At 46.0% G+C, this 20,709-nt stretch carries 15 protein-coding genes; 11 read left to right on the top strand and 4 right to left on the bottom strand.

The features are described 5' to 3' along the window. Positions 1-133 precede the first annotated feature (133 nt). The 3 genes from nuoC to ndhC all read right to left on the bottom strand — a co-directional run bounded on the left by nuoC (position 134) and on the right by ndhC (position 3,514). A complete protein-coding gene (gene nuoC, locus B4240_RS00075; protein ID WP_296236191.1) occupies positions 134-1,888 on the bottom strand; it encodes an NADH-quinone oxidoreductase subunit C/D in 1,755 nt (584 codons plus the stop codon). 219 nt (positions 1,889-2,107) lie between these two features. Further along, positions 2,108-2,776, bottom strand: coding sequence for a NuoB/complex I 20 kDa subunit family protein (locus tag B4240_RS00070; RefSeq protein ID WP_296236151.1), 669 nt, complete (start codon positions 2,774-2,776; stop codon positions 2,108-2,110). Positions 2,777-2,890: 114 nt separating this feature from the next. Beyond that, positions 2,891-3,514: an NADH-quinone oxidoreductase subunit A gene (gene ndhC / locus B4240_RS00065; RefSeq protein WP_296236150.1), complete on the bottom strand. Its 624-nt coding sequence runs from the start codon at positions 3,512-3,514 to the stop codon at positions 2,891-2,893. Between the two features lie 879 nt (positions 3,515-4,393). On the opposite strand from ndhC, the gene B4240_RS00060 reads away from it, so the two are divergent. The 6 genes from B4240_RS00060 to B4240_RS00035 all read left to right on the top strand — a co-directional run bounded on the left by B4240_RS00060 (position 4,394) and on the right by B4240_RS00035 (position 11,625). Continuing rightward, on the top strand, positions 4,394-6,427 hold the full coding sequence (locus B4240_RS00060; protein ID WP_296236147.1) for a UvrD-helicase domain-containing protein: 2,034 nt from the start codon (positions 4,394-4,396) through the stop codon (positions 6,425-6,427). 94 nt (positions 6,428-6,521) lie between these two features. Further along, positions 6,522-7,925 carry a magnesium transporter gene (gene mgtE, locus B4240_RS00055; RefSeq protein ID WP_296236146.1) on the top strand — a complete coding sequence of 468 codons (1,404 nt, stop codon included), beginning with the start codon at positions 6,522-6,524 and terminating at the stop codon, positions 7,923-7,925. Positions 7,926-8,013: 88 nt separating this feature from the next. Next, positions 8,014-8,478 carry a dUTP diphosphatase gene (gene dut, locus B4240_RS00050; protein ID WP_296236145.1) on the top strand — a complete coding sequence of 155 codons (465 nt, stop codon included), beginning with the start codon at positions 8,014-8,016 and terminating at the stop codon, positions 8,476-8,478. A gap of 148 nt (positions 8,479-8,626) precedes the next feature. Beyond that, a complete protein-coding gene (locus B4240_RS00045) occupies positions 8,627-10,360 on the top strand; it encodes a phosphomannomutase (RefSeq protein ID WP_296236144.1) in 1,734 nt (577 codons plus the stop codon). Positions 10,361-10,464: 104 nt separating this feature from the next. Further along, positions 10,465-11,376 carry an acetylglutamate kinase gene (gene argB, locus B4240_RS00040; protein ID WP_296236143.1) on the top strand — a complete coding sequence of 304 codons (912 nt, stop codon included), beginning with the start codon at positions 10,465-10,467 and terminating at the stop codon, positions 11,374-11,376. Between the two features lie 18 nt (positions 11,377-11,394). Further along, positions 11,395-11,625: a hypothetical protein gene (locus B4240_RS00035; protein ID WP_296236141.1), complete on the top strand. Its 231-nt coding sequence runs from the start codon at positions 11,395-11,397 to the stop codon at positions 11,623-11,625. A 51-nt stretch (positions 11,626-11,676) separates the two neighbouring features. On the opposite strand, the gene B4240_RS00030 is transcribed toward B4240_RS00035, so the two are convergent. Then, positions 11,677-12,042, bottom strand: coding sequence for a Spx/MgsR family RNA polymerase-binding regulatory protein (locus B4240_RS00030; RefSeq protein ID WP_296236139.1), 366 nt, complete (start codon positions 12,040-12,042; stop codon positions 11,677-11,679). A gap of 238 nt (positions 12,043-12,280) precedes the next feature. Between B4240_RS00030 and leuS the strand changes: the two genes are divergently transcribed. The 5 genes from leuS (at position 12,281) to B4240_RS00005 (ending at position 20,626) form a co-directional block, all read left to right on the top strand. Then, positions 12,281-15,013 (top strand): leucine--tRNA ligase, encoded by a 2,733-nt coding sequence (gene leuS, locus B4240_RS00025; protein ID WP_296236138.1) that lies wholly within the window; start codon positions 12,281-12,283, stop codon positions 15,011-15,013. Between the two features lie 157 nt (positions 15,014-15,170). Next, on the top strand, positions 15,171-15,830 hold the full coding sequence (gene lptE, locus B4240_RS00020; RefSeq protein WP_414707052.1) for an LPS assembly lipoprotein LptE: 660 nt from the start codon (positions 15,171-15,173) through the stop codon (positions 15,828-15,830). Positions 15,831-15,854: 24 nt separating this feature from the next. Continuing rightward, a complete protein-coding gene (locus B4240_RS00015) occupies positions 15,855-16,943 on the top strand; it encodes a DNA polymerase III subunit delta (protein ID WP_296236132.1) in 1,089 nt (362 codons plus the stop codon). A gap of 190 nt (positions 16,944-17,133) precedes the next feature. Then, a complete protein-coding gene (locus B4240_RS00010; RefSeq protein WP_296236130.1) occupies positions 17,134-18,513 on the top strand; it encodes an efflux RND transporter periplasmic adaptor subunit in 1,380 nt (459 codons plus the stop codon). Between the two features lie 118 nt (positions 18,514-18,631). Continuing rightward, complete coding sequence (locus B4240_RS00005; RefSeq protein ID WP_296236129.1) at positions 18,632-20,626, top strand: MacB family efflux pump subunit; 1,995 nt, start codon at positions 18,632-18,634, stop codon at positions 20,624-20,626. Positions 20,627-20,709 lie beyond the last annotated feature (83 nt).

Raw genomic sequence — 20,709 nt, 5'->3', positions numbered from 1 at the left:
CTCACTCAGCCCACTGTTTATATAGCGCTTAGCGCATAAACAGCGTTTTGGTGTGCCAGTCTGGCGATAACTTATTAGTGAACGTGTTTTACTTTTAATATTTATAAATGATAATGACGATAAACGCCGACCTTTAGCGGTCACAATCGGCCATCACAATATCAATCGACGCCAAATACATAATGGCATCGGACACCAGTGAACCATTAATCACGGATGGCATCTGCTGCAAATGCGGGAATGTCGGCGTACGGATACGGGTGCGATAGCTCATCGTCGCTTTATCCGAGGTAATGTAATAACTGTTTAAGCCTTTGGTGGCCTCAATAATGGTGGCACACTCACCCGCTGGCATGACAGGGCCCCAAGATACGGAGATAAAGTGGTTAATCAAGGTCTCGATATCGTTTAAGGTACGGTCTTTTGGCGGTGGTACTGCAAGCGGATGATCCGCTTTATAAGGCCCTTGCGGCATATTATCCATACATTGACGGATGATGCGTAACGATTGGCGCATCTCTTCGATTTTTACCATACAGCGGTCATAAGCATCGCCATTATGGCCAACCGGCACTTCAAAGTCGTAATTCTCATAGCCCATATAAGGACGCGCTTTACGCAAATCAAAGTCTAATCCTGTTGCCCGTAAACCTGCGCCTGTGACGCCCCATGCCAGAGCTTGCTTGGTATTGTACTGGGCAACGCCTTGGGTACGGCCTTTTAACACGCTGTTTTGCAACGCCGCTTTGACATACTCATCCAAGCGTTTTGGCATCCAGTCTAAAAACTCGCGCACCAAACGCTGCCAACCGCGCGGTAAATCAAGCGCCGTACCGCCGATACGGAACCACGCTGGGTGCATACGATAACCAGTCACCGCTTCGATGACGTCATAGGCTTTTTGGCGATCGGTAAACATATAGAATACCGGCGTCATACCGCCCGCATCCTGAATAAAGGTACCAACGAATAGCAAGTTGTTGGTAATACGGAAAAACTCACTCATCATCACACGGATGGTTTCAGCGCGCGGTGGAATCGTAATTCCCGCAAGTTTTTCAACCGCCATGACATACGGCAGCTCATTCATCACGCCGCCAAGATAGTCAATACGGTCGGTATAAGGAATATAAGAGTGCCACGTTTGCCGCTCGGCCATTTTTTCAGCGCCGCGGTGGTGATAGCCAATATCTGGGATACAGTCAACGACTTCTTCGCCGTCAAGCTGTAATACCAAACGGAACGCACCGTGCGCCGATGGATGGTTAGGGCCGATGTTCAAGAACATAAAGTCTTCATCGCGGCCCGAGCGCTTCATACCCCACTCTTCAGGGATAAAACGCAAGTTTTCTTGCTCGTATTGTTGTTTGGCGTTATTTAAGAAATACGGGGTAAATTCGGTCGCCCGCGCATGATATTCTTTACGCAGTGGATGACCTTCCCAATATTTTGGCAATAAAATACGGGTTAAATGCGGATGGCCACTAAAGACAACACCGAACATATCCCACACTTCGCGCTCGTACCAGTTGGCATTTGGCCAAATTTTGGTTGCGCTCGGTACATTTAGATCATCTTCGCTTAGCGCGACCTTGATGCGCACATCGCTATTGCGCTCAAGCGACATCAAATGATAAAACACCGTGAAATCACTCTCAGGCAAGCCTTGGCGATGTTGGCGCAAACGCTCATCTATCGCTGATAAGTCATATAGCATGACGTAAGGCTTGGGCAATTTACGCAGGTATAAAAGGATATCGAGTAAATCAGCACGCGCGACCCAAACCGTTGGAATCTCATCAACAGTGTGCTGCACGACAAACTTATCGGCATACTTCTGCTCAAGCTCGGTAATAACCGCTGGAACAGGCTTAATCTTAGGATCCATGTTGTTAAGATCTATGTTTTCGACTACCGTGACCATGAATGATGTATTCCTTCATTAATCATAACCCAGCTATGTTGAACATAACTGAACCATGATGAATATATGCGTACTGCGTAATTTTACGGATGATTAATGACTGAGCCAAACCAGCAAATAACATACTTTATGCTTTATGTTTAAACGCTTCATTTAAACGCTGTTTGGCTAAACGCTCGCAGCTTAAATGCTATCTGGGCTGCGCAAGTTTTTCACCGCGATACGATCCGCTTGCTTACGATCACGCTCTGGTGTCATTTGCGGCTGATAAACACCTTGTTCATTGACATGAATACCCAGCGGACGGCGCTCTTTAGTAATGGACTCTTGTAGCAGCATCAAACCTTGAATCAGCGCTTCTGGACGCGGCGGACAACCCGGCACATAGACATCAACAGGAATGATTTTATCGACGCCTTGCACGACAGAATAAATATCATACATGCCGCCAGAGTTGGCACAAGCGCCCATCGAGATGACCCATTTTGGCTCGAGCATTTGCTCATAAAGGCGCTGAATAACAGGCGCCATTTTGATAAAGCAGGTACCAGCAACAATCATCACGTCCGCCTGACGGGGCGAGGCGCGAATAACTTCGGCACCAAAGCGCGATAAATCGTGAACCGCGGTTAAAGTAGTGGCGTATTCGACATAACAGCAAGAGGTACCAAAGTTAAATGGCCAAAGGGAGTTCTTACGCCCCCAGTTTGCTGTTGAATGGATAAGGTCTTCAAGACGACCCATAAAGACGTTTTTATTGACTTCATCTTCGATAGGATCATTGACCGTTTGACTGGTCTGTGCAGGATAGATATCTGCATCAGGGTTGGCTTTTGTTAATGTGTATTTCATAACATACAACCTTTATTTTAGGCGCTGCGTGACAAGCATCGGCCATCACTAGCGCCATAACTTCTATTATTTATATGAATAAGTGGCCATATTGGAATAAGTGGCCAGTAGCGCTTAGCCTTTGATATTATCTTGTCGCGCAGGCGTGGCAAAATCCACCGACGTCACATTACCTGTGGTATTAATATGGTCGATATTTTGCAGGTGACGGCGATTGGTCTCGATGTTGTTTGAGACATTAATTTGGCCTGAAGACTGCGCCGGTATCTTGCCTGTCGGGTCAATCATTAGCTCATCAACGCCATCAAACTTGGTGATATCTGCCAAGTTAAAGCCTGCTGGCGCGGCATATAAGCGCGCTTGTTTGCGGCGCTTATCCGCTGGCGACCAGCTGAGTGCGCCTAGGCTCAAGGCATAAACCAAACCAATCAATAAATCGACGATAAACGTTGCTGCTGTTGCAAAGCCAAGCCAGCCCGTCTCACGCACCGACACCGAGTATGCATACAAATACAGCGCTTCTAAGTCAAAGATAACAAAGAAAATGGCGACCAAGTAGAATTTTGCAGACAAACGAATACGGGCGTTGCCAGCTCCGACAACACCCGCTTCAAAGACTTCTTCTTTTTGTGTGCCCTGAGAGCGACCGCCAAGTAAGCGCGGAACGACCAGCATAAAGACAACTAGCCCAATGGCGGCTAAAATAAAAGCAATTGCTGACCAATTAAAAGCAGACATGATAATACGTGCTCCTCACCCAATCGAGTGTCAAGCGCACCGCGAATACTCACAAATGATGGTGGTAATGGCGATAAGCATAACGCAGACGAAAACACAAAGTAGCTATTATAAATATAAAATAACAGTCATAAGCCATTTTATTTAAATCATTTGATGTGAGTAAAAGTGTTTAAACCACTCAATGACTATTATAACTATATAGCTACTGTGCTGGTAATAACCAATTATCAAGCTTATTGACGACGATGTCAGACATGACCAACTATAGATATTCCGGTATGCATGCGGATAAAAGGCTGGTCGCCCAACGCATCTTTTAACAACGTAAGATCAACGTATTAAATCAATATCATATCCGGCAGTTTATTTAATTGATTTAATAGCTCATACACGTGGTCAACAATGACGTGACAACTGGCATAAATTATTTACGTACTATACGCATATTGGCAATCAAAAGCTAGTTTTTAACTGCATTGAACGGTCATTTTATCTGTAAAAAAAATAGGTTTTTTTTACTATAAACTATGATATAGACGTTACCTTATATTAACCTTAAATCCGACTTTCTGAGCAAAGGCTTGTATATATAGTGTAAGCCGCGAAAACCAAACGTTTTTTTGTCTTAAAACCTGCCGCCAACTCCTCACCCAAAGGCCCGGTTTTTGCTTTATAATAGCCCACCTAATTTTGCTACTTTGGCGTTATTCAATCACACATTTTGTTACCTTTATTTTCTGCTTAACTTTATCAAAAATATCGTCTCTGCTAAAAATGAGGTTTTTTTAAAGGTGTGGTTTTTATTTCGAACTGACTATATAACGCTGCTGCTATCCGCTTCATTTTCTTTTTTGCTTTTGTCTTACAGGTCATTTTATGAGTCAACTTAATCCCAAACAACAAGAAGCCATGCTTTATGTCTCAGGACCTTTATTGGTATTGGCTGGGGCAGGCTCAGGTAAAACCTCGGTTATCACCCGTAAAATTGCCTATCTGATCGAAGAATGCAACATGCCAGCTGAGCGCATCACCGCGGTGACCTTTACCAATAAAGCGGCGCGCGAGATGAAAGCTCGGGTTGGTAAATTGCTGCCAAGTGAAAAAACGCGCGGTTTGACGGTATCGACCTTTCACCAATTCGGGCTACAGTTTTTGCGTTATGAGCTGATTCATACGCCATTAAAAGGCAACTTCTCCATCATGGACAGCGACGATAGCAAGCGTCTCTTAATGGAGCTGATGATGCGTGACAATTTAAGTGGCGCGGAAAGTCGCGAGCTGGTCGGTAAAGCCATTAAAATGATTTCTGATTGGAAAAACGATCTTATCGAACCGGATAAGGCGATGGAAACCTTAGACGATCCAGAAGACATGATTTTTGCCACCCTTTATGCCTTATACGAGCGCAATTTGCGTGCTTATAACGCCGTAGATTTTGATGATTTAATCGTATTGCCGACCAAAATTTTACGTGAAAATGCCGAGCTGCGCGATAAATGGCAAAACCGTATTCGTTATTTGCTGGTCGATGAATATCAAGATACCAATACCGCCCAGTATGAGATGATTAAATATTTGGTCGGGCCACAAGGGCGCTTTACCGTGGTTGGCGATGATGACCAATCCATTTATGCGTGGCGCGGCGCCAAACCTGAAAACATGGCGCTGCTAAAAGAGGATTTTCCAAAATTAAAAGTCGTCATGCTTGAGCAAAACTACCGCTCGACCACGCGTATTTTGACCTCTGCCAACGCCGTTATTACCAATAACGAGCATTTATTTGAAAAGAAACTTTGGTCAGATAAAGGTCAAGGCGAAAAAATTCGCATTATTAACTGCCGTAATGATGACGATGAGTCCGAGCGCGTGGCAAAAGAAATCGTCACCCATAAACTGCGCTTTGGCAATGAGTGGGAGCAGTACGCCGTTCTTTATCGCAGTAACTTTCAGGCGCGCATGCTTGAGGCGCAGCTGCGTCAGTTGCAAGTGCCGTATAAATTATCGGGCGGTCAATCGTTTTTTGCCCGTAGCGAAATTAAAGACATCATGGGTTATCTGCGCTTAATTTTAAACCCAGAAGATGACAGCGCGTTTTTAAGGATTATCAATACGCCTAAGCGCGGCATGGGACCCGCTACCCTTGAAAAGCTAGGTTTATTTGCCCAAGAGCATAGTATTTCGCTACTCGCTTCTTGTACTCACGCTGGTCTTGCTCACGTATTGCCGTCAAAAGCCTATGGTACGCTAAAAGAGTTTGGCGACTTTATCGAGCACTATACCCGCGAGCTCGATCAGCACCCCGACCCTGTGCCTATTGTGCGACAGATGATTGATGAAACTGGCTATATCGACTTTGTGCGTAGCGATGCTAAAACTCCGCAACAAGAAAAAAACCGTATCGATAATATTGATATGCTGTATACCAGTATTCAATCGCTGATCAATCGCGCTGAGGAAGATGAAGACCGCACCATTGATACCATTATTCGCAAGCTAGTTTTACTGGATATGCTCGAGCAGCAGCAAGAAGAAGAAAATACCAATAAAGTGAATCTCATGACCTTGCACGCGGCAAAAGGTTTGGAATTTGATTATGTTTATATCATGGGGCTTGAAGAAGAGCTGCTGCCGCACCGCAACTCTATCTTAAGCGAAACCGTTGAAGAAGAGCGGCGCTTAATGTATGTGGGTATTACCCGTGCTCGCCGTGAGTTGACATTGACGCTTGCCACCCAGCGCCGCGCTGGCGGGCAAATGCGCGTCACCTCTGAATCACGGTTTTTAGATGAGCTCCCAGAAGATCATATCGACTGGCCAGCCAAAGCGAAAAAGAAAAAAGCCAGCAAAGACCCTGAAAAAGTTGCTGATGAATACTTGGCCAATATTCGCGCCTTACTGGGAAATCGTTAAGTTTAAAACTTAAAAACCTCATGCTTTGAGCGCTTAAAATAAGCGCTGAGCGTCATTTTTATATTTATACCTTTTAAAAAAACTTGGAACCTTTATGCCCACCTCGACGCCGAATCCTGAACGACCAACGACACGACAAGGCGACTACAATCCAGCAGAGTCTAGCGGTGAATATAAGCTGCTGTATTTGCAGGAGCTGGTTGCTGATAAAGCGTACGAGGCGATTACCGAGTTTTTAGAAAAGCAATCAGAATACGAGATTGCCAGCTTGCTCGAGTCCTTTCCTAGTCAAAATCGCTTATTGATTTGGGCGCAAGTGCCAGAAGATATCAAAGGTGAAGTGCTTGCAGAGCTTGAGTTTGATACCCGCCAGCCGCTGCTTGAAAACGTTTCTTCAAAAGAAATCTCGCTGTTTACCCAAGACCTTGATGCGCAGGACATCTCAGAGATTTTAGATACCGTCACCGAAAGTGTGCGTACCTCGGTGATGGCGACCTTGGATGAAGACATCCGTGTGCAGGTCAATAAGCTCGATACCTATGAAGACTGGGAAGTCGGCAGTTATATGGATCCTGAGCTTATCCAAGTCAGAGAGGATATCTCGCTTGCTGAAGTACAAAACTGGCTGCGCGAAAATGCCGATTTACTCGATGAGGAAAGTAAAGAGCTGCTGGTCGTTGATCAAAGCCAGCAATTGCTTGGCCTGCTCAGTTTGGCGGATTTGATTAAACATAATCAAACGATGTTGGTGGCTGATTTGATTCATAATGCCATCACCGTCAATGATCGCTTAGACATTCAAGATGCCGCAGCGATTTTCCGCTCAGAAGACATTCGCTTCGCCCCTGTCACTAACAGTTATGGCGAGCTGGTTGGTCAGTTAAATGGTGAGGACATCATGGAGATTATCCAAGATGATGTCGATAGCACCATGAAAAACCTTGCCGGTGTTAGCCAAGATGAAGAACTGTTTGCCCCTATTTTGACCAGCGCCAAAAGCCGTAGTGTTTGGCTCGGTATTAATTTATTTACCGCGCTATTGGCCGCCGCAGTCATTGGACAGTTTGAAGCGGTGCTAGCAAAGGTTGTGGCGCTGGCGATACTCATGCCCGTGGTTGCTAGTATGGGCGGCATTGCAGGCTCGCAGACCTTGACGGTAGTCATTCGCGGGATGGCAATGGGTCAAATTGGTGGCTCAAATCGCTTGTGGTTATTAAATAAAGAGCTGTGGGTTGGCGCGATAAACGGTATCATATGGGCGATAATCATGGCGATTATTGCCCAATTGTGGTTTCATGATATTAAAATCAGTGCCGTTATTGGACTGGCTATTGCGATTAACATGACCGCTGCCAACGTGTCGGGCATTAGTATCCCGCTCATGCTTAAACGCATGAATATTGATCCTGCGCTATCTGCCTCGGTTATCCTAACCACCGTGACAGACATTGTCGGCTTTATGTCGTTTTTGGGCTTGGCAAGCGTTCTGATATTATAATTATTCGCCTGTGCAAAGTTAAAAATTAAAAGTTAAAACTGTGATTTATTCTGTTTAAAAAACCATTACATCGTTAAGTGAGTGCGTTATGCAAGCTGTACAAGTTAAAGTGTTAAATCCTAAAATTACTGAAGATAAAGCGTTTTCCTTACCAACACGCGCAACCGATGGCAGCGCAGGTATTGACTTGCGCGCTTGCATTGACGAGCCATTAACGATTAAAGCTGGAGCCACCCATTTAATTGGCACTGGCCTTGCGGTTTATATTCAAGATCCAAATTTTGCGGGCATGATTTTGCCACGCTCAGGTCTTGGTCATAAGCACGGTATCGTCTTGGGCAATTTGGTTGGCTTGATTGATGCTGATTATCAAGGTGAGCTGATGGTCAGTATTTGGAATCGCAGCAGTGAAGACTTCGTACTCAACCCAGCAGAACGTATGGCACAATATGTGGTCGTACCGGTCGCTCGTCCGGAGTTTGAAGTGGTGGCAGAATTTAGCGATACCAGCGCGCGCGGTGCTGGCGGTTTTGGCCATTCCGGTCGTCAGTAAGCGTTGAACATTAAGTATTGAATGTTAAGCATTGAACATACAGTAACATTGAATTTTTATTTACTATAAATCGCAGCAATAAAAATAATCAGCGATTTATTTTCATTCACCACTACCCCATTTATCACGATTATAAGGAGAGTAAGCGATGCCGTCTTTTGCTGCGCAGCAATCCTTATTTCGTGCTTATGACATTCGTGGTTCGCGCCAGCATTTTACTGATGGCTTTATTCATGCATTGGGGCATGCTTTTGCGCATCTTTATCAATCTCAGCAAAGCATTCATAACGGAAATATTGACGTAAGTAATTGCCAAAGCGATAACGATAAAACTATCGTCGTCATTGGTTATGATGTCCGCGATAGTAGTGATAGCATGGCGCAAACCCTTGCGGACATTTTGTCCCAGCATGGTTTACAAGTTATTCAACTAGGCTTAGTAACCACGCCTATGATGATTTTTTGGGCGGAGCAATATCAGGGTCACGGTATTATCGCGACAGCCAGCCATTCTGCTAAAGATATTTTAGGGATCAAGTGGTTAGTCAATCATGCCTCCCCTAGCAGCGCAGACATTCAGACGCTATATCAGCAGTTGACTAGCTATGATGGGCAAAATTTGTTTTCAAGCAACATTGCTAAGCCCATTTATCATAAACAGCAGCATTTACCTGCTGCTCAAGTCGTAAACGCTTATGCCGATGCCATTAAGCAAGTCTTTAAGCAAATCTATCACCCTGTTAGCCAAACACCTTCTTCCAAACTTGATTTGGTGGTAGTTATTGACTGTATGCATGGCGCCACCAGCAATATTGCTAAGCCTTTATTTGCGCATTTTTGCCGCCGCGTCATCATGTTAAATGACACTCCAAACGGTAATTTTCCGTCGGGCAACCCTGATCCGTCTGAACCGCAGCGCCTTAAACAATTGCAGCAAAATGTTCTTATCCATCAGGCAGATATCGGTATTGCCTTTGATGGTGACGGCGATCGGTTAATGGTGGTTGATAATCGGGGCAAGGTCGTTACACCTGATCACCTGCTTTACCTATTGGCAAAAATAGCCATCATTGAGCGCCCGCAGTCATTAGTATCTTCGCTATCAAGCGCGCAAGTACTCTTTGATATTAAGTGCTGTCATCACCTGCCAAAGCTCATTACTGAACTTGGCGCAACGCCTGTGATTAGTAAAACAGGAAGTAGCCTAATGCGTCAGCAAATGCAGCAATCTAACGGGCAAATTATCTTTGCAGGAGAGTTATCCGGACATTTTATTTTTAATGATAGCCGCTTTATACTTTACGATGATGCCATGTACGCGGCGTTAAGGCTTCTACATTGGTTAGCAAAACCTCAAGGTACTGAGCCAAATCGTACAAGCAATCTAGCCGATATTATTAAGGGTTTACCCGTTATCGTCAGTACCGCTGACCATTATTTACCGTTGCCAGACTCCATGATGAGCGATTGTTCAATCGTGCAGCAACTGGCAAGGTTTTGTCAGTATTTACAGCAATTGGTTCAAGCGACATTGGCGCCAGTAACATCGGCCGCTTTTATTGATCAACCTCACCCGCAAGCTGTCGTTGCCTGTGCGCCCTCACTTTGTACTTGCTCTACTAAAAGCCAATCTATGACTTTAGAGCAGGCGCAAGCGTTATTGCCAGTAGGTACAAAACTCAGCTGTATTGACGGGGTACGCTTAGATTTTGCCCATGGATTTGGCGTATTGCGCCAATCAAATACCAGTCAAAATCTGACCGTACGCTTTGCTGGTGATAGCATCGACGACCTTATCGATGTGCAAACGAAATTCGCCGCTTTATGCCGCCCCTTTGACGCGCAGTTAGCTGCGCAAATTTTGGCTATCGTTGCTGAATAGTATTATCTCACTGATTTTAATCGTTTATTTTAGCAAAGAACGCTAAAGAGAATTAAAAATTCTTAATCAACCAACCGCTTAACCCTGTCTTTTAGGAGCTTGTCATGACGCTTAATTTGGATGAAGCCAAAATTACCGCAGAAGTATTAACCACGGCGCTGCCTTATATTCAACGCTTTGTTGATAAGCTCATTGTCGTCAAATACGGCGGCAATGCCATGACTGACCCTGCGCTTGAAAGCTCATTTGCCCGTGATATCGTCTTATTAAAAACCGTTGGTATGCATCCTGTGGTCGTACACGGCGGCGGGCCACAAGTGGATAATTTGTTAAAAGAGCTCGGCCGTCAATCTGACCGCATCGATGGTATGCGAGTCACTGACAAAAATACCATGGATGTCGTTGAGATGGTACTCGGCGGTAGCGTCAATAAATCTATCGTCAGCCTCATTAATAAGCACGGTGGCCGGGCGATTGGTCTGACGGGTAAAGACGCCAATTTAATCCAAGCCAAAAAACTAATGATGGAAAAAATCGGCGCAGACGGTATAGCGGTTCCCGTTGATTTAGGCTTCGTCGGTGATGTGGTCAGCGTCAATAAGGACGTGATTAATATGCTGATTGCCTCTGATTTTATCCCTGTGATTGCGCCGCTTGGGGTTGATTCTGAGGGCAACACTTATAATATCAACGCCGATTTGGTCGCCGGAAAAGTTGCAGAATTCTTACAAGCAGAAAAGCTGATGCTATTAACCAATATCAAAGGTGTATTGGGCCGTGACGGCGAAGTGGTCACTGGCTTAACACCAAAGAAAGTCGATGGCCTTATTGAAGATGGTATTATCTCAGGCGGTATGATTCCTAAGATTCAATGCGCGCTTGATGCGGTACGTAGCGGCGTAAAAAGTGCCGTCATTGTCGATGGTCGGGTGCCGCATGCGACCTTGTTAGAGATTTTTACTAATGAAGGCGTCGGTACTTTGATTAGCCGTGACATTGATGCGGCCATGCTTTAGCTTCTTGAGGAGTCAAGCATGCCGCTGTGGCTGTGGTGCCTACTGTTTGTTTTAGAGAGCCTATATTGCTGGTGGATTATTGGCTACGGCGGTGCGCGCTGGATAGAGGGCTGGAAGTCGTTCTTTATGATTGAATGGTTTGCGCTTGATTGGACAGCGGAGCAAATTCGTCTTTACGTGCTCATTATTTGGTGCTTCAGTGTGATTTGGTTTATCGTAGGTATTATAAAGCCCGAGCTTAGATTCTAAGCTTGGGCTTTTTGCCATTGTCTAAAAGCTTTCTTTATCTAAAAGCTTCCCTTACGAAAAAATCTCGTCGAATGCTTCTTCATCATAACCACACAGCAAGAAAAGCTTCTCTTGGTAACTGCCTTCAACTATCGGACGTTTAATCATACTGGTATTTTCTACCAATAAATTAATGGCGTTATTGACGTTTTCATCAGCGGCTTGTTTTTGCTCGTCGGTGAGCTTGCGCCATGTGGTGCCTCGTTTATTTAGCACTTTATCAATGCCTAAACTTGCTACCCAACGCTGTACGCTGTCTTTATCAACACCCTGCTTTTTATAATCATAAAAATCATAGCTAACGTCCAACTCATCAAGCTTAGTGAATGTCTTTTTCATGGTGCTACAAGATTTGATACCGTAAATGGTGATGGTCATAAAAACTCCAAATCAATGATCATTATTTTGTTTATTATACCCAACACGCATGAGCATTTGGCTGATGACGAATAAAAGACGATTAAAACAGGCATACGCATATTGACGTTGCAAATTTATCGCCTTTACAGTGAGCAAACGCTCCATCATATCGTCGCAATTTTCGCTAAATTAGGCTATGCTATGGCATTGTAAAATTTTACCCAATTTATCTGTAATAACCTATTTCGAGCCAACTATGAGCAACGCCGTGACAGCAGAAACTGCTAATACTACCCATACCAACAATACTTCTATCGATAATAGCCAGTATCAGCCGCATCTCATTGAAGCGGCGCAGCAAGCCAAATGGGCAACTGACAAGCGCTTTGAAGTCAGCAACGAGCCAAGCGACAAGCCAAGTCGCTATATGCTGTCGATGTTCCCTTACCCAAGCGGTAAGCTGCATATGGGTCACGTGCGTAACTATACCATCTCCGACGTACTGAGCCGTTATTATCGCCTAAAGGGCTATGAGGTTATGCAGCCAATGGGCTGGGATGGTTTTGGTCTGCCAGCAGAAAACGCCGCCATTGCCAATCAGACGCCGCCTGCCAAATGGACATTTGCCAATATTGACAGCATGCGCGCGCAGCTCAAATTGCTTGGTTTGTCTATTGACTGGTCACGCGAATTTGCCACTTGTAGCCCTGAGTATTATCAGTGGGAGCAGTGGTTATTTTTACAGTTATACAAAAAAGGCTTGGTTTATAAAAAACTTGCCACCGTCAACTGGGATCCGGTCGACAACACCGTCTTGGCCAACGAACAAGTCATCGATGGTAAAGGCTGGCGTAGTGGCGCGGCGGTCGAAAAGCGCGAAATCCCGATGTATTACTTTAACATCACCGATTACGCCGATGAGCTGCTTGATGATTTAGACCAGTTAGAAGGCCACTGGCCGTCTGAAGTCATCACCATGCAGCGCAACTGGATTGGTCGTAGTGCTGGTATGGAAGTACATTTCCCTTATGAGCTGGATGGCGAAAGCAATACCTTAGAGGTATTTACCACCCGTCCTGATACCTTGATGGGCGTGACTTATGTCGCGGTCGCAGCCGAGCATCCTTTGGCACAGTACGCCGCTGAAAAAGATGAGGCGATTGCCCAGTTTAATGCGCTGTGCAAAAAGGGCTCGGTTGCTGAAGCGGACTTGGCCAAAGCGGAAAAAATCGGTATGGATACGGGTCTGACTGTGACCCATCCCTTAACTGGCGAAGAAGTGCCCGTTTGGGTTGCCAACTATGTGCTTATGAGCTACGGCTCTGGTGCGGTGATGGCGGTTCCTGCTCATGATGAGCGCGATTACGAGTTTGCAACTAAGTACAACCTACCGATTAAACAAGTGATCGATATTCCTGCTGGCTATTTTGATGAAGTAGAAGCTAACGCCAAAGCAAATAATACGGAGAGCAACCGCGCTTATACCGAACGCGGTACCTTAGTCAATTCAGGCGAATATGACGGTATGGACTTTGAGCAAGCGTTTGAAGCGATGCTTACCAAATTAGAGTCACAACAGCTTGCCAAGAAGAAAATCCAGTACCGTTTGCGTGATTGGGGCGTTTCGCGTCAGCGCTACTGGGGCTGCCCTATCCCGATGGTTAACTGTGAGCATTGCGGTACGGTGCCGGTTGAAGAGCAAGACTTGCCAGTGGTTCTGCCAACGGACGTCGTCCCTGATGGCCGCGGCAATCCGTTAAAAAACATCCCAGAATTTGTCAATACCACTTGTCCGAAATGTGGCAATGCTGCTGAGCGCGAAACCGATACCTTTGATACCTTTGTCGAGTCAAGCTGGTACTATGCGCGCTTTGCCAGCCCACATGACACGGCTAACATGGTCAATAAAGCTGCTGCCAATAAATGGCTGCCTGTTGACCAATATATCGGCGGTGTCGAGCACGCAGTGATGCATCTACTATATGCGCGCTTTTTCCATAAGCTCATGCGCGATGAAAACCTAGTTTCAGGCGATGAGCCGTTTGCCAATTTGATGACCCAAGGTATGGTACTTGCCGGCACCTTCTACCGCGTAAATAGCGATGGCAGTACCACTTATTACTTTGCTGAAGACATCGACATCGACTATAACGAGCGCGGTCAGCCGATTAAAGCCACGTTAAAATCAGACGGCCAGCCCGTGACGATTGGTAAAATCGAGAAAATGTCGAAGTCAAAAAACAACGGTGTTGATCCGCAACTGACCATTGATAAGTATGGCGCGGATACTGTTCGACTTTATACCTTGTTTACGGCGCCTGCCGACCAAACCTTAGAATGGTCAGATGATGCGCTAAAAGGCCCTTATAACTTTGTGAAAAAAGTCTGGCGGATTGCGACAGAACACATGCAAGCGTTAACTAACGCCAATTTAAGTATTGAGACTTTAAACAACAATACGCTAAATAACAGTGCGCTCAATACCGATAACTTAAGTAAAGAAGCAAAAGCCTTACGCCGTAAGACCCATGAAACGATTGGCAAGATTGATAGTGATTTGGGTAAACGCTTGGCCCTTAACACGCCAGTTTCTAGCCTCATGGAGCTTGCTAACGAGCTGAGCAACTTTAAAGCAAACAGTGAGCAAGATCTGCAAGTACAGCATGAAGCATTAATTGATTTGTTGATTATGCTATCGGTGTACGCGCCGCACATTGGTGAGCATTTGCTTGAGCAACTAGGACTGGATACCGTGGCGCTTAGCTACCCAGAAGTCGATACCAGCGCTTTGGTACAAGACACGATTACCATGGTGGTGCAGGTCAACGGTAAAATGCGCGGCAAAATGGATGTGGCACCCAATAGCGACCCTGAGCAGCTAAAAGCGCAGGCAAAAGCGCTGGAAGGCGTGGCAAAATTCCTGACTGGCGAGATCAAAAAAGAAATCGTCGTACCAAATAAACTGGTCAATATCGTGGTGGCAGGCTAGACCTTTTAAGGATTAGGTTTTTAAACGCTGTGACTTCAATCATGGCGTTTTCAAATTCTCATTCTTAGGTCTTCTTATCAAAATAAGGATAGCGATTATGTCGTATAAGCACCGAGCTTTGCAGGCACACCAAACAAAAACGAACGGACATAGCAGCATGACGCAAAAATCAGGCGCAAAAAAACTGGCAGCGGCGCTACTGACTGCTTTGCCAATGGTTACGGTATTGGGTGCAGGGGTTAGTCTCAGTGGTTGCGGCTTTCAGCTACGCGGTTATGACGCGCCGATGCTATTTGATGTTGCTAAAACCGCGGTAATTATCGAGGATAATCGCACTTCATTTCCATTGAAGCTACCACTGACGAGGCGCTTAGAGTCTTTAGGCGTTGAGGTGATTGATAACATGACCTTGGCTGATGTTGTCAGCAACAACCGAAAAGTGGGCGCTGAACCCATTGCGTCGATTACGGTCAACAACGTCCGCTTTAAGCGTTATGAGTTAGTCGGTGTCTTAACTGAAATTCGCTTGGTGATGTCAGCCGATGTCAGCTATAAGACCACCGTAAATGGCCAACCTGTGACACTCACCAACCCTATTCAGGTTGAGCGCAGCTATCAATATAACGAAGCGTCGGTAAGTACCGATGATCAGCAGGGCGATCAAATTCGTGATTGGCTTTATGACAGCTTAGCGCGCCGTATCACTGACCAATACGTAGCGATTGCACTGCCTAAAGTTGCGCCTAACACTGCCAAACCTGTTATTCAAAATAGTAAAGGTTCAGCATCGACTGCTGTTATCGCACCAAAATCTTAATATAACCTTGTGTCCTTTTTCCCTATGCAAGATACCTTTATACAAGCCTACCCAAAACTGCTACAACCGTCCGTTGCAGTAGCTGGCTTGTGGCTGGCGCACGGTGATGAGCCGTTACTCAGCCAATGGCTTATCGATGCGCTGCGTCCGCATTGGCGCGCGCAAAATTACGCCATTAAACGTATCGAGCTGGTGTCAGTAAAGAGCTGGCAAGAAGTATTATCAGAGCTTGGCAGCCAGTCCTTATTCGATGATGCAAGCGCGCTTATCGTGACAGGCAATCATAAACCTGACAAAGCCGTTATTACCGAGCTTGAACGTTTTGCCGTTGATGCACAGGCAGGGGCACATAGCCATAGCCTTTTATGGCTGACGCCAAAGCAGGATAAACGCGCGCAGACCAGCAAATGGTTTGCGCCATTTGCGCAGTATGGTCACGTTATCGACTGCAATTTATATAATGAGCAGCAGCGCCAGCAGTTATTGCAGATACAAGCCCAGCAGTTTGGCTTAACCTTATCGCAAGAAGCGTGGCAACTATTGATGTCACATACCGAGCACCATTTGCTTAGTGCTTATCAAACTTTATGGCGATTGTCGTATTTATTTGCGCCAGAATTGTTGGCAAATATGGATAACAGCAGCAACCCTAATGCCAATCCTGCAAGCGCATCTAGCCAGCCTGTAGCAAGCATAGCACTGGACATTAATGACTTACAAGCCGCCTTGGTGAGCGATACGCAGTTTAGTGTGTTTGATTTGTCCGATGCGATGCTTGCGGGCAATAGTGCCCAAGTTGCCAAAATCATATTTCAATTAAAAGCCACCGATGAGCCAACCACCTTGGTTTTATGGGCAATTAGTAAAGACATGCGGCAAATTATGCAGCTAATGGACGGGCAAGACCCGCAAGCGCTTGGCATTTGGCGTAGTAAGCAAGGCTTGTACCAGCAAGCGTGCCGTCGCCACTCAAAAGCACAAACGGCGGCTTGGCCTGCTCTGCTTTATAAATGTGACCAAGCGATTAAAGGTTTGGTTCGCCAGCCAGCGTGGGAGTTATTATTGCAAGCAGCATTGGAATTGTCAGGGCAGAGGTTGTTCAAGACACCGTAATTCATTAACGATAAAATATTGCGTTCTGTTATTTAACCCTTTTTATGGGGTTATTTTTTTGTCTGTGCTTTCACGATTCTTGCTGCTACGATTTTTCTTCTTAACGTTTCGCAAACTAATTGCCATTCCCTTTTGGCCGTCAAGCCTCTACTATAGCTACACTTGATTTAACTGTGATTGGATTGTTGTCATGCGCAAAATGAGCAAAAAGTCTGCTATTAAATGGGGCGTTATTGCCCTTATCATCGTAGCTTTAGGGGCTTTAGCCTACAAAACCTTTAAACCAAAAGACACCACACCCAACTATCTAACGGCGACCGCTGAGATTGGCGATATCGAAAATAACGTCATGGCATCGGGTAAAGTAAAAGCGTTAAATACCGTCGATGTGGGTGCGCAGGTATCGGGTGAAGTAACGCGGCTGTTTGTTGACGTCGGCGATGAAGTCAAAAAAGGCGATTTAATTGCGCAGATTGATCAGGTGACGCAAAAGAATAATTTAAGTAATGAGCAAGCAAGCCTTGAGCAAAGTGAAGCGGCGCTACAAAGCGCCCGTGCCGAGTTGTTAAGTCGGCAGGCAGGCCTAAAAAGTGCGCAAGCGGATCTTGCCAGCCGTCAAGCTGAATTAAAGCAAGCACAAGCGGACTTTTCACGCTTGCAAGGCTTACTGGCTATCGATGCCATATCGCAGCAAGATTATGACACGCAAGCAACCAAAGTTGCCACCGCCCAAGCTGCTGTTGCCAATGCGCGCGCGGCTATCGATACCGCAAAAGCGGCGATTGCGACAACTAAAGCCAATATCAATAGTCAACAAGCGGCGCTACGTAAATCTCAAACCAACGTTAGCACAGCACAGGAAGATTTAAGCTATACCACCATTCGCGCGCCGATGTCGGGGACGGTGGTATCGGTGACCACCGAGCAAGGAACGACGGTCAATGCCAATCAAACCGCGCCAACCATCGTGACTTTAGCGGATTTATCCACCGTGCGTATCAATGCGCAAATCTCTGAAGCCGACGTCATTAACGTCAAAGCAGGCTTGCCCGTTTATTTTAATATCATCGGTAATCCCGACCAAAAATACGACGCGACCCTCAAAGCCATCGAACCCGCTCCTGAAAAAATTAGCGATACCAGCTCGACCGATGCCGCCATTTACTACGTCGGTTATATCGAAGTACCCAACACCGAGCGCCGCTTTCGTATCGATATGACCGCGCAAGTTTATATCGTCATCAACCAAGCAAAAAATGCACTACTTATTCCCTCTGCGGCCTTACAACCTGCTAACAAATCTAGAAATGCTGCAAATCGTAAAAAAGACACAGCGGCTGCTAATAATACCCCTGGTTCTGATAGCGACGCTCGTGCAACGACGGCGATGGTACGTGTCCTTAAAGCCGATGGCGAAGTGGTCGAGCAAACGGTCAAAGTTGGTATCAATAACCGTGTCAATGCGCAAATCTTAAGCGGTCTTAAAGAAGGCGACGAAGTCATATTAGGCGAAGAAGGCGCTGATAAAGGCAAAGGCGGTAGAGGTGGCAGAGGCGGACGACCATTTTAGTATTTAAAGTTTGCTAAAAACATTTAAATAAATCGACGCTGGCAGTACATCAGCTTTGGCCTTAGATTTGGCTTTAACCTTGATAATGACTTGAGATTTGAGATAAGCAGGATAGCAAATGAGTAACCAAGACCCGACTCCGAATGCGACTGATACGCCTTTGATGCAAGTCAAAGGCTTGATTAGAGAGTTTAAAGCTGGCGAGCAAACCATCCGCGTCTTGCATGATATCGATTTGTCCATCCATCAAGGCGAGATGGTGGCGATTATTGGACAATCAGGCTCGGGCAAATCGACCTTGATGAATATCTTGGGCTGCCTAGATCAAGCAACAGCGGGCGATTACAAAATATTTGGTCAATCGGTCAGCCGCCTAGATGCCGACGAGCTGGCAAAGCTACGCCGTGAGCACTTTGGTTTTATTTTTCAGCGCTATCATTTACTGGGCGATATTAACGCTCGCGACAACGTTTCCGTACCTGCCGTTTATGCAGGAATGGACGGGCAAGCGCGCAGCGAGCGTGCCGAAAAGCTATTGTCAGATTTAGGCCTCGGCGACAAGGTCAATAATCGTCCAAGCCAGCTATCAGGCGGTCAGCAGCAGCGCGTTTCTATCGCAAGGGCGCTGATGAATGGCGGCGATATCATCTTAGCCGATGAACCAACGGGCGCGCTAGATAGCAAATCGGGTGAAGATGTCGTCCAAATCCTCAAAGATTTAAACGCCCAAGGTCATACCATCATTATGGTGACCCATGACCCTAGCCTTGCCGCCCAAGCTGAGCGCGTCATCGAAATCAAAGACGGTCACATCATTGCTGATTATAAAAACGACGATTATCAGCACGCAGAAGCGCAGCCGGCAGCTGTGATAGATAAACACCGTAAAAGCGCCTTTAGCAGCTTTATCGACCGCTTATTTGAAGCCTTTAAAATGTCCTTGCTTGCCATGCGCGCCCATAAAATGCGCACGCTATTGACGATGTTAGGAATTATCATCGGTATTGCTTCGGTGGTATCAGTCGTCGGTCTTGGTAAAGGCTCACAAGAGCAGATATTGTCCAATATTAGCTCCTTAGGTACCAATACCATCACCGTCACTGACGGCTATCCCTACGGCGATCCTAGGCGCCAATACAACGATTACAATCTAACCCCGCAAGACGCCCAAGCGGTTGCGAATCAGCCTTATGTAGTCAGTGTCAGCCCGCAGCTCAATAGCAATATGAACGTCCGCTATCGTAATATCCAAGAAGCCGCTAGCATTAGCGGCGTTGGTAAAGACTATCTTGATGTCAGCGGTGAAAAGCTGGCCCTAGGTCAAGGCTTTGATGAGCAAAGCATCTTGCGCCGTACCCAAGATATCATTATCGATGACAATGCCAATAAAACCTTTTTCCCCGACAATGCCAGTCCGATTGGCGAAGTCTTACTGATAGGCAGCGTTCCTGGGCGCGTTATTGGCGTCTTAGAGCCGAACGATGGCGGCTTTCGTCGCAGCGTCGACTCGCCTACGCTCTATATGCCCTACACTACTATGATGTCGCGGCTGATAGGCAGTGCCTATATTGAAAGCTTTGTCGCACTCATTGATAACAATATCTCCTCCGCCGCTGCTGAAGCTGCCATCTCTGAGCTTATGATAGGCCGGCATGGTACCGATGATTTTCGTATCCGTAACTCCGACTCGATTCGCCAAACCATTGAAGCGACCACCGCAACGATGACCTTGCTGATATCGTCTATCGCTATTATCTCGTTAATCGTCGGCGGTATTGGCGTCATGAATATCATGCTGGTATCGGTGACCGAGCGCACCAATGAGATTGGTGTACGTATGGCCGTCGGTGCGCGTCAAAGCGATATTATGCAGCAGTTTTTAATTGAAGCCGTTTTGGTCTGTATTTTAGGCGGATTATTGGGGATTGGACTGGCGTTTGCGATTGGCGAAATCATTAATCGCGTCGGCGGCGATAGCTTTCAAGTTATCTACTCACCAACGTCTATTATTGCTGCCTTTTTGTGCTCGACGCTCATCGGGGTTGTATTCGGCTTTTTACCCGCTCGTAACGCTGCTAAACTAGACCCAGTAGAGGCATTATCTAGAGATTAAGAGTATTTTGAGTTTAATACTTAAAATAACCCTCTAAAAGGGCCATATTGTCAGTATTTTATGTATAGTGAGTGAAAAGTAAT

The organism is Psychrobacter sp. UBA5136, assembly GCF_002414005.1.
Taxonomy (GTDB): Bacteria; Pseudomonadota; Gammaproteobacteria; order Pseudomonadales; family Moraxellaceae; genus Psychrobacter.
This window is presented reverse-complemented; position numbering and strand designations above follow the sequence as displayed.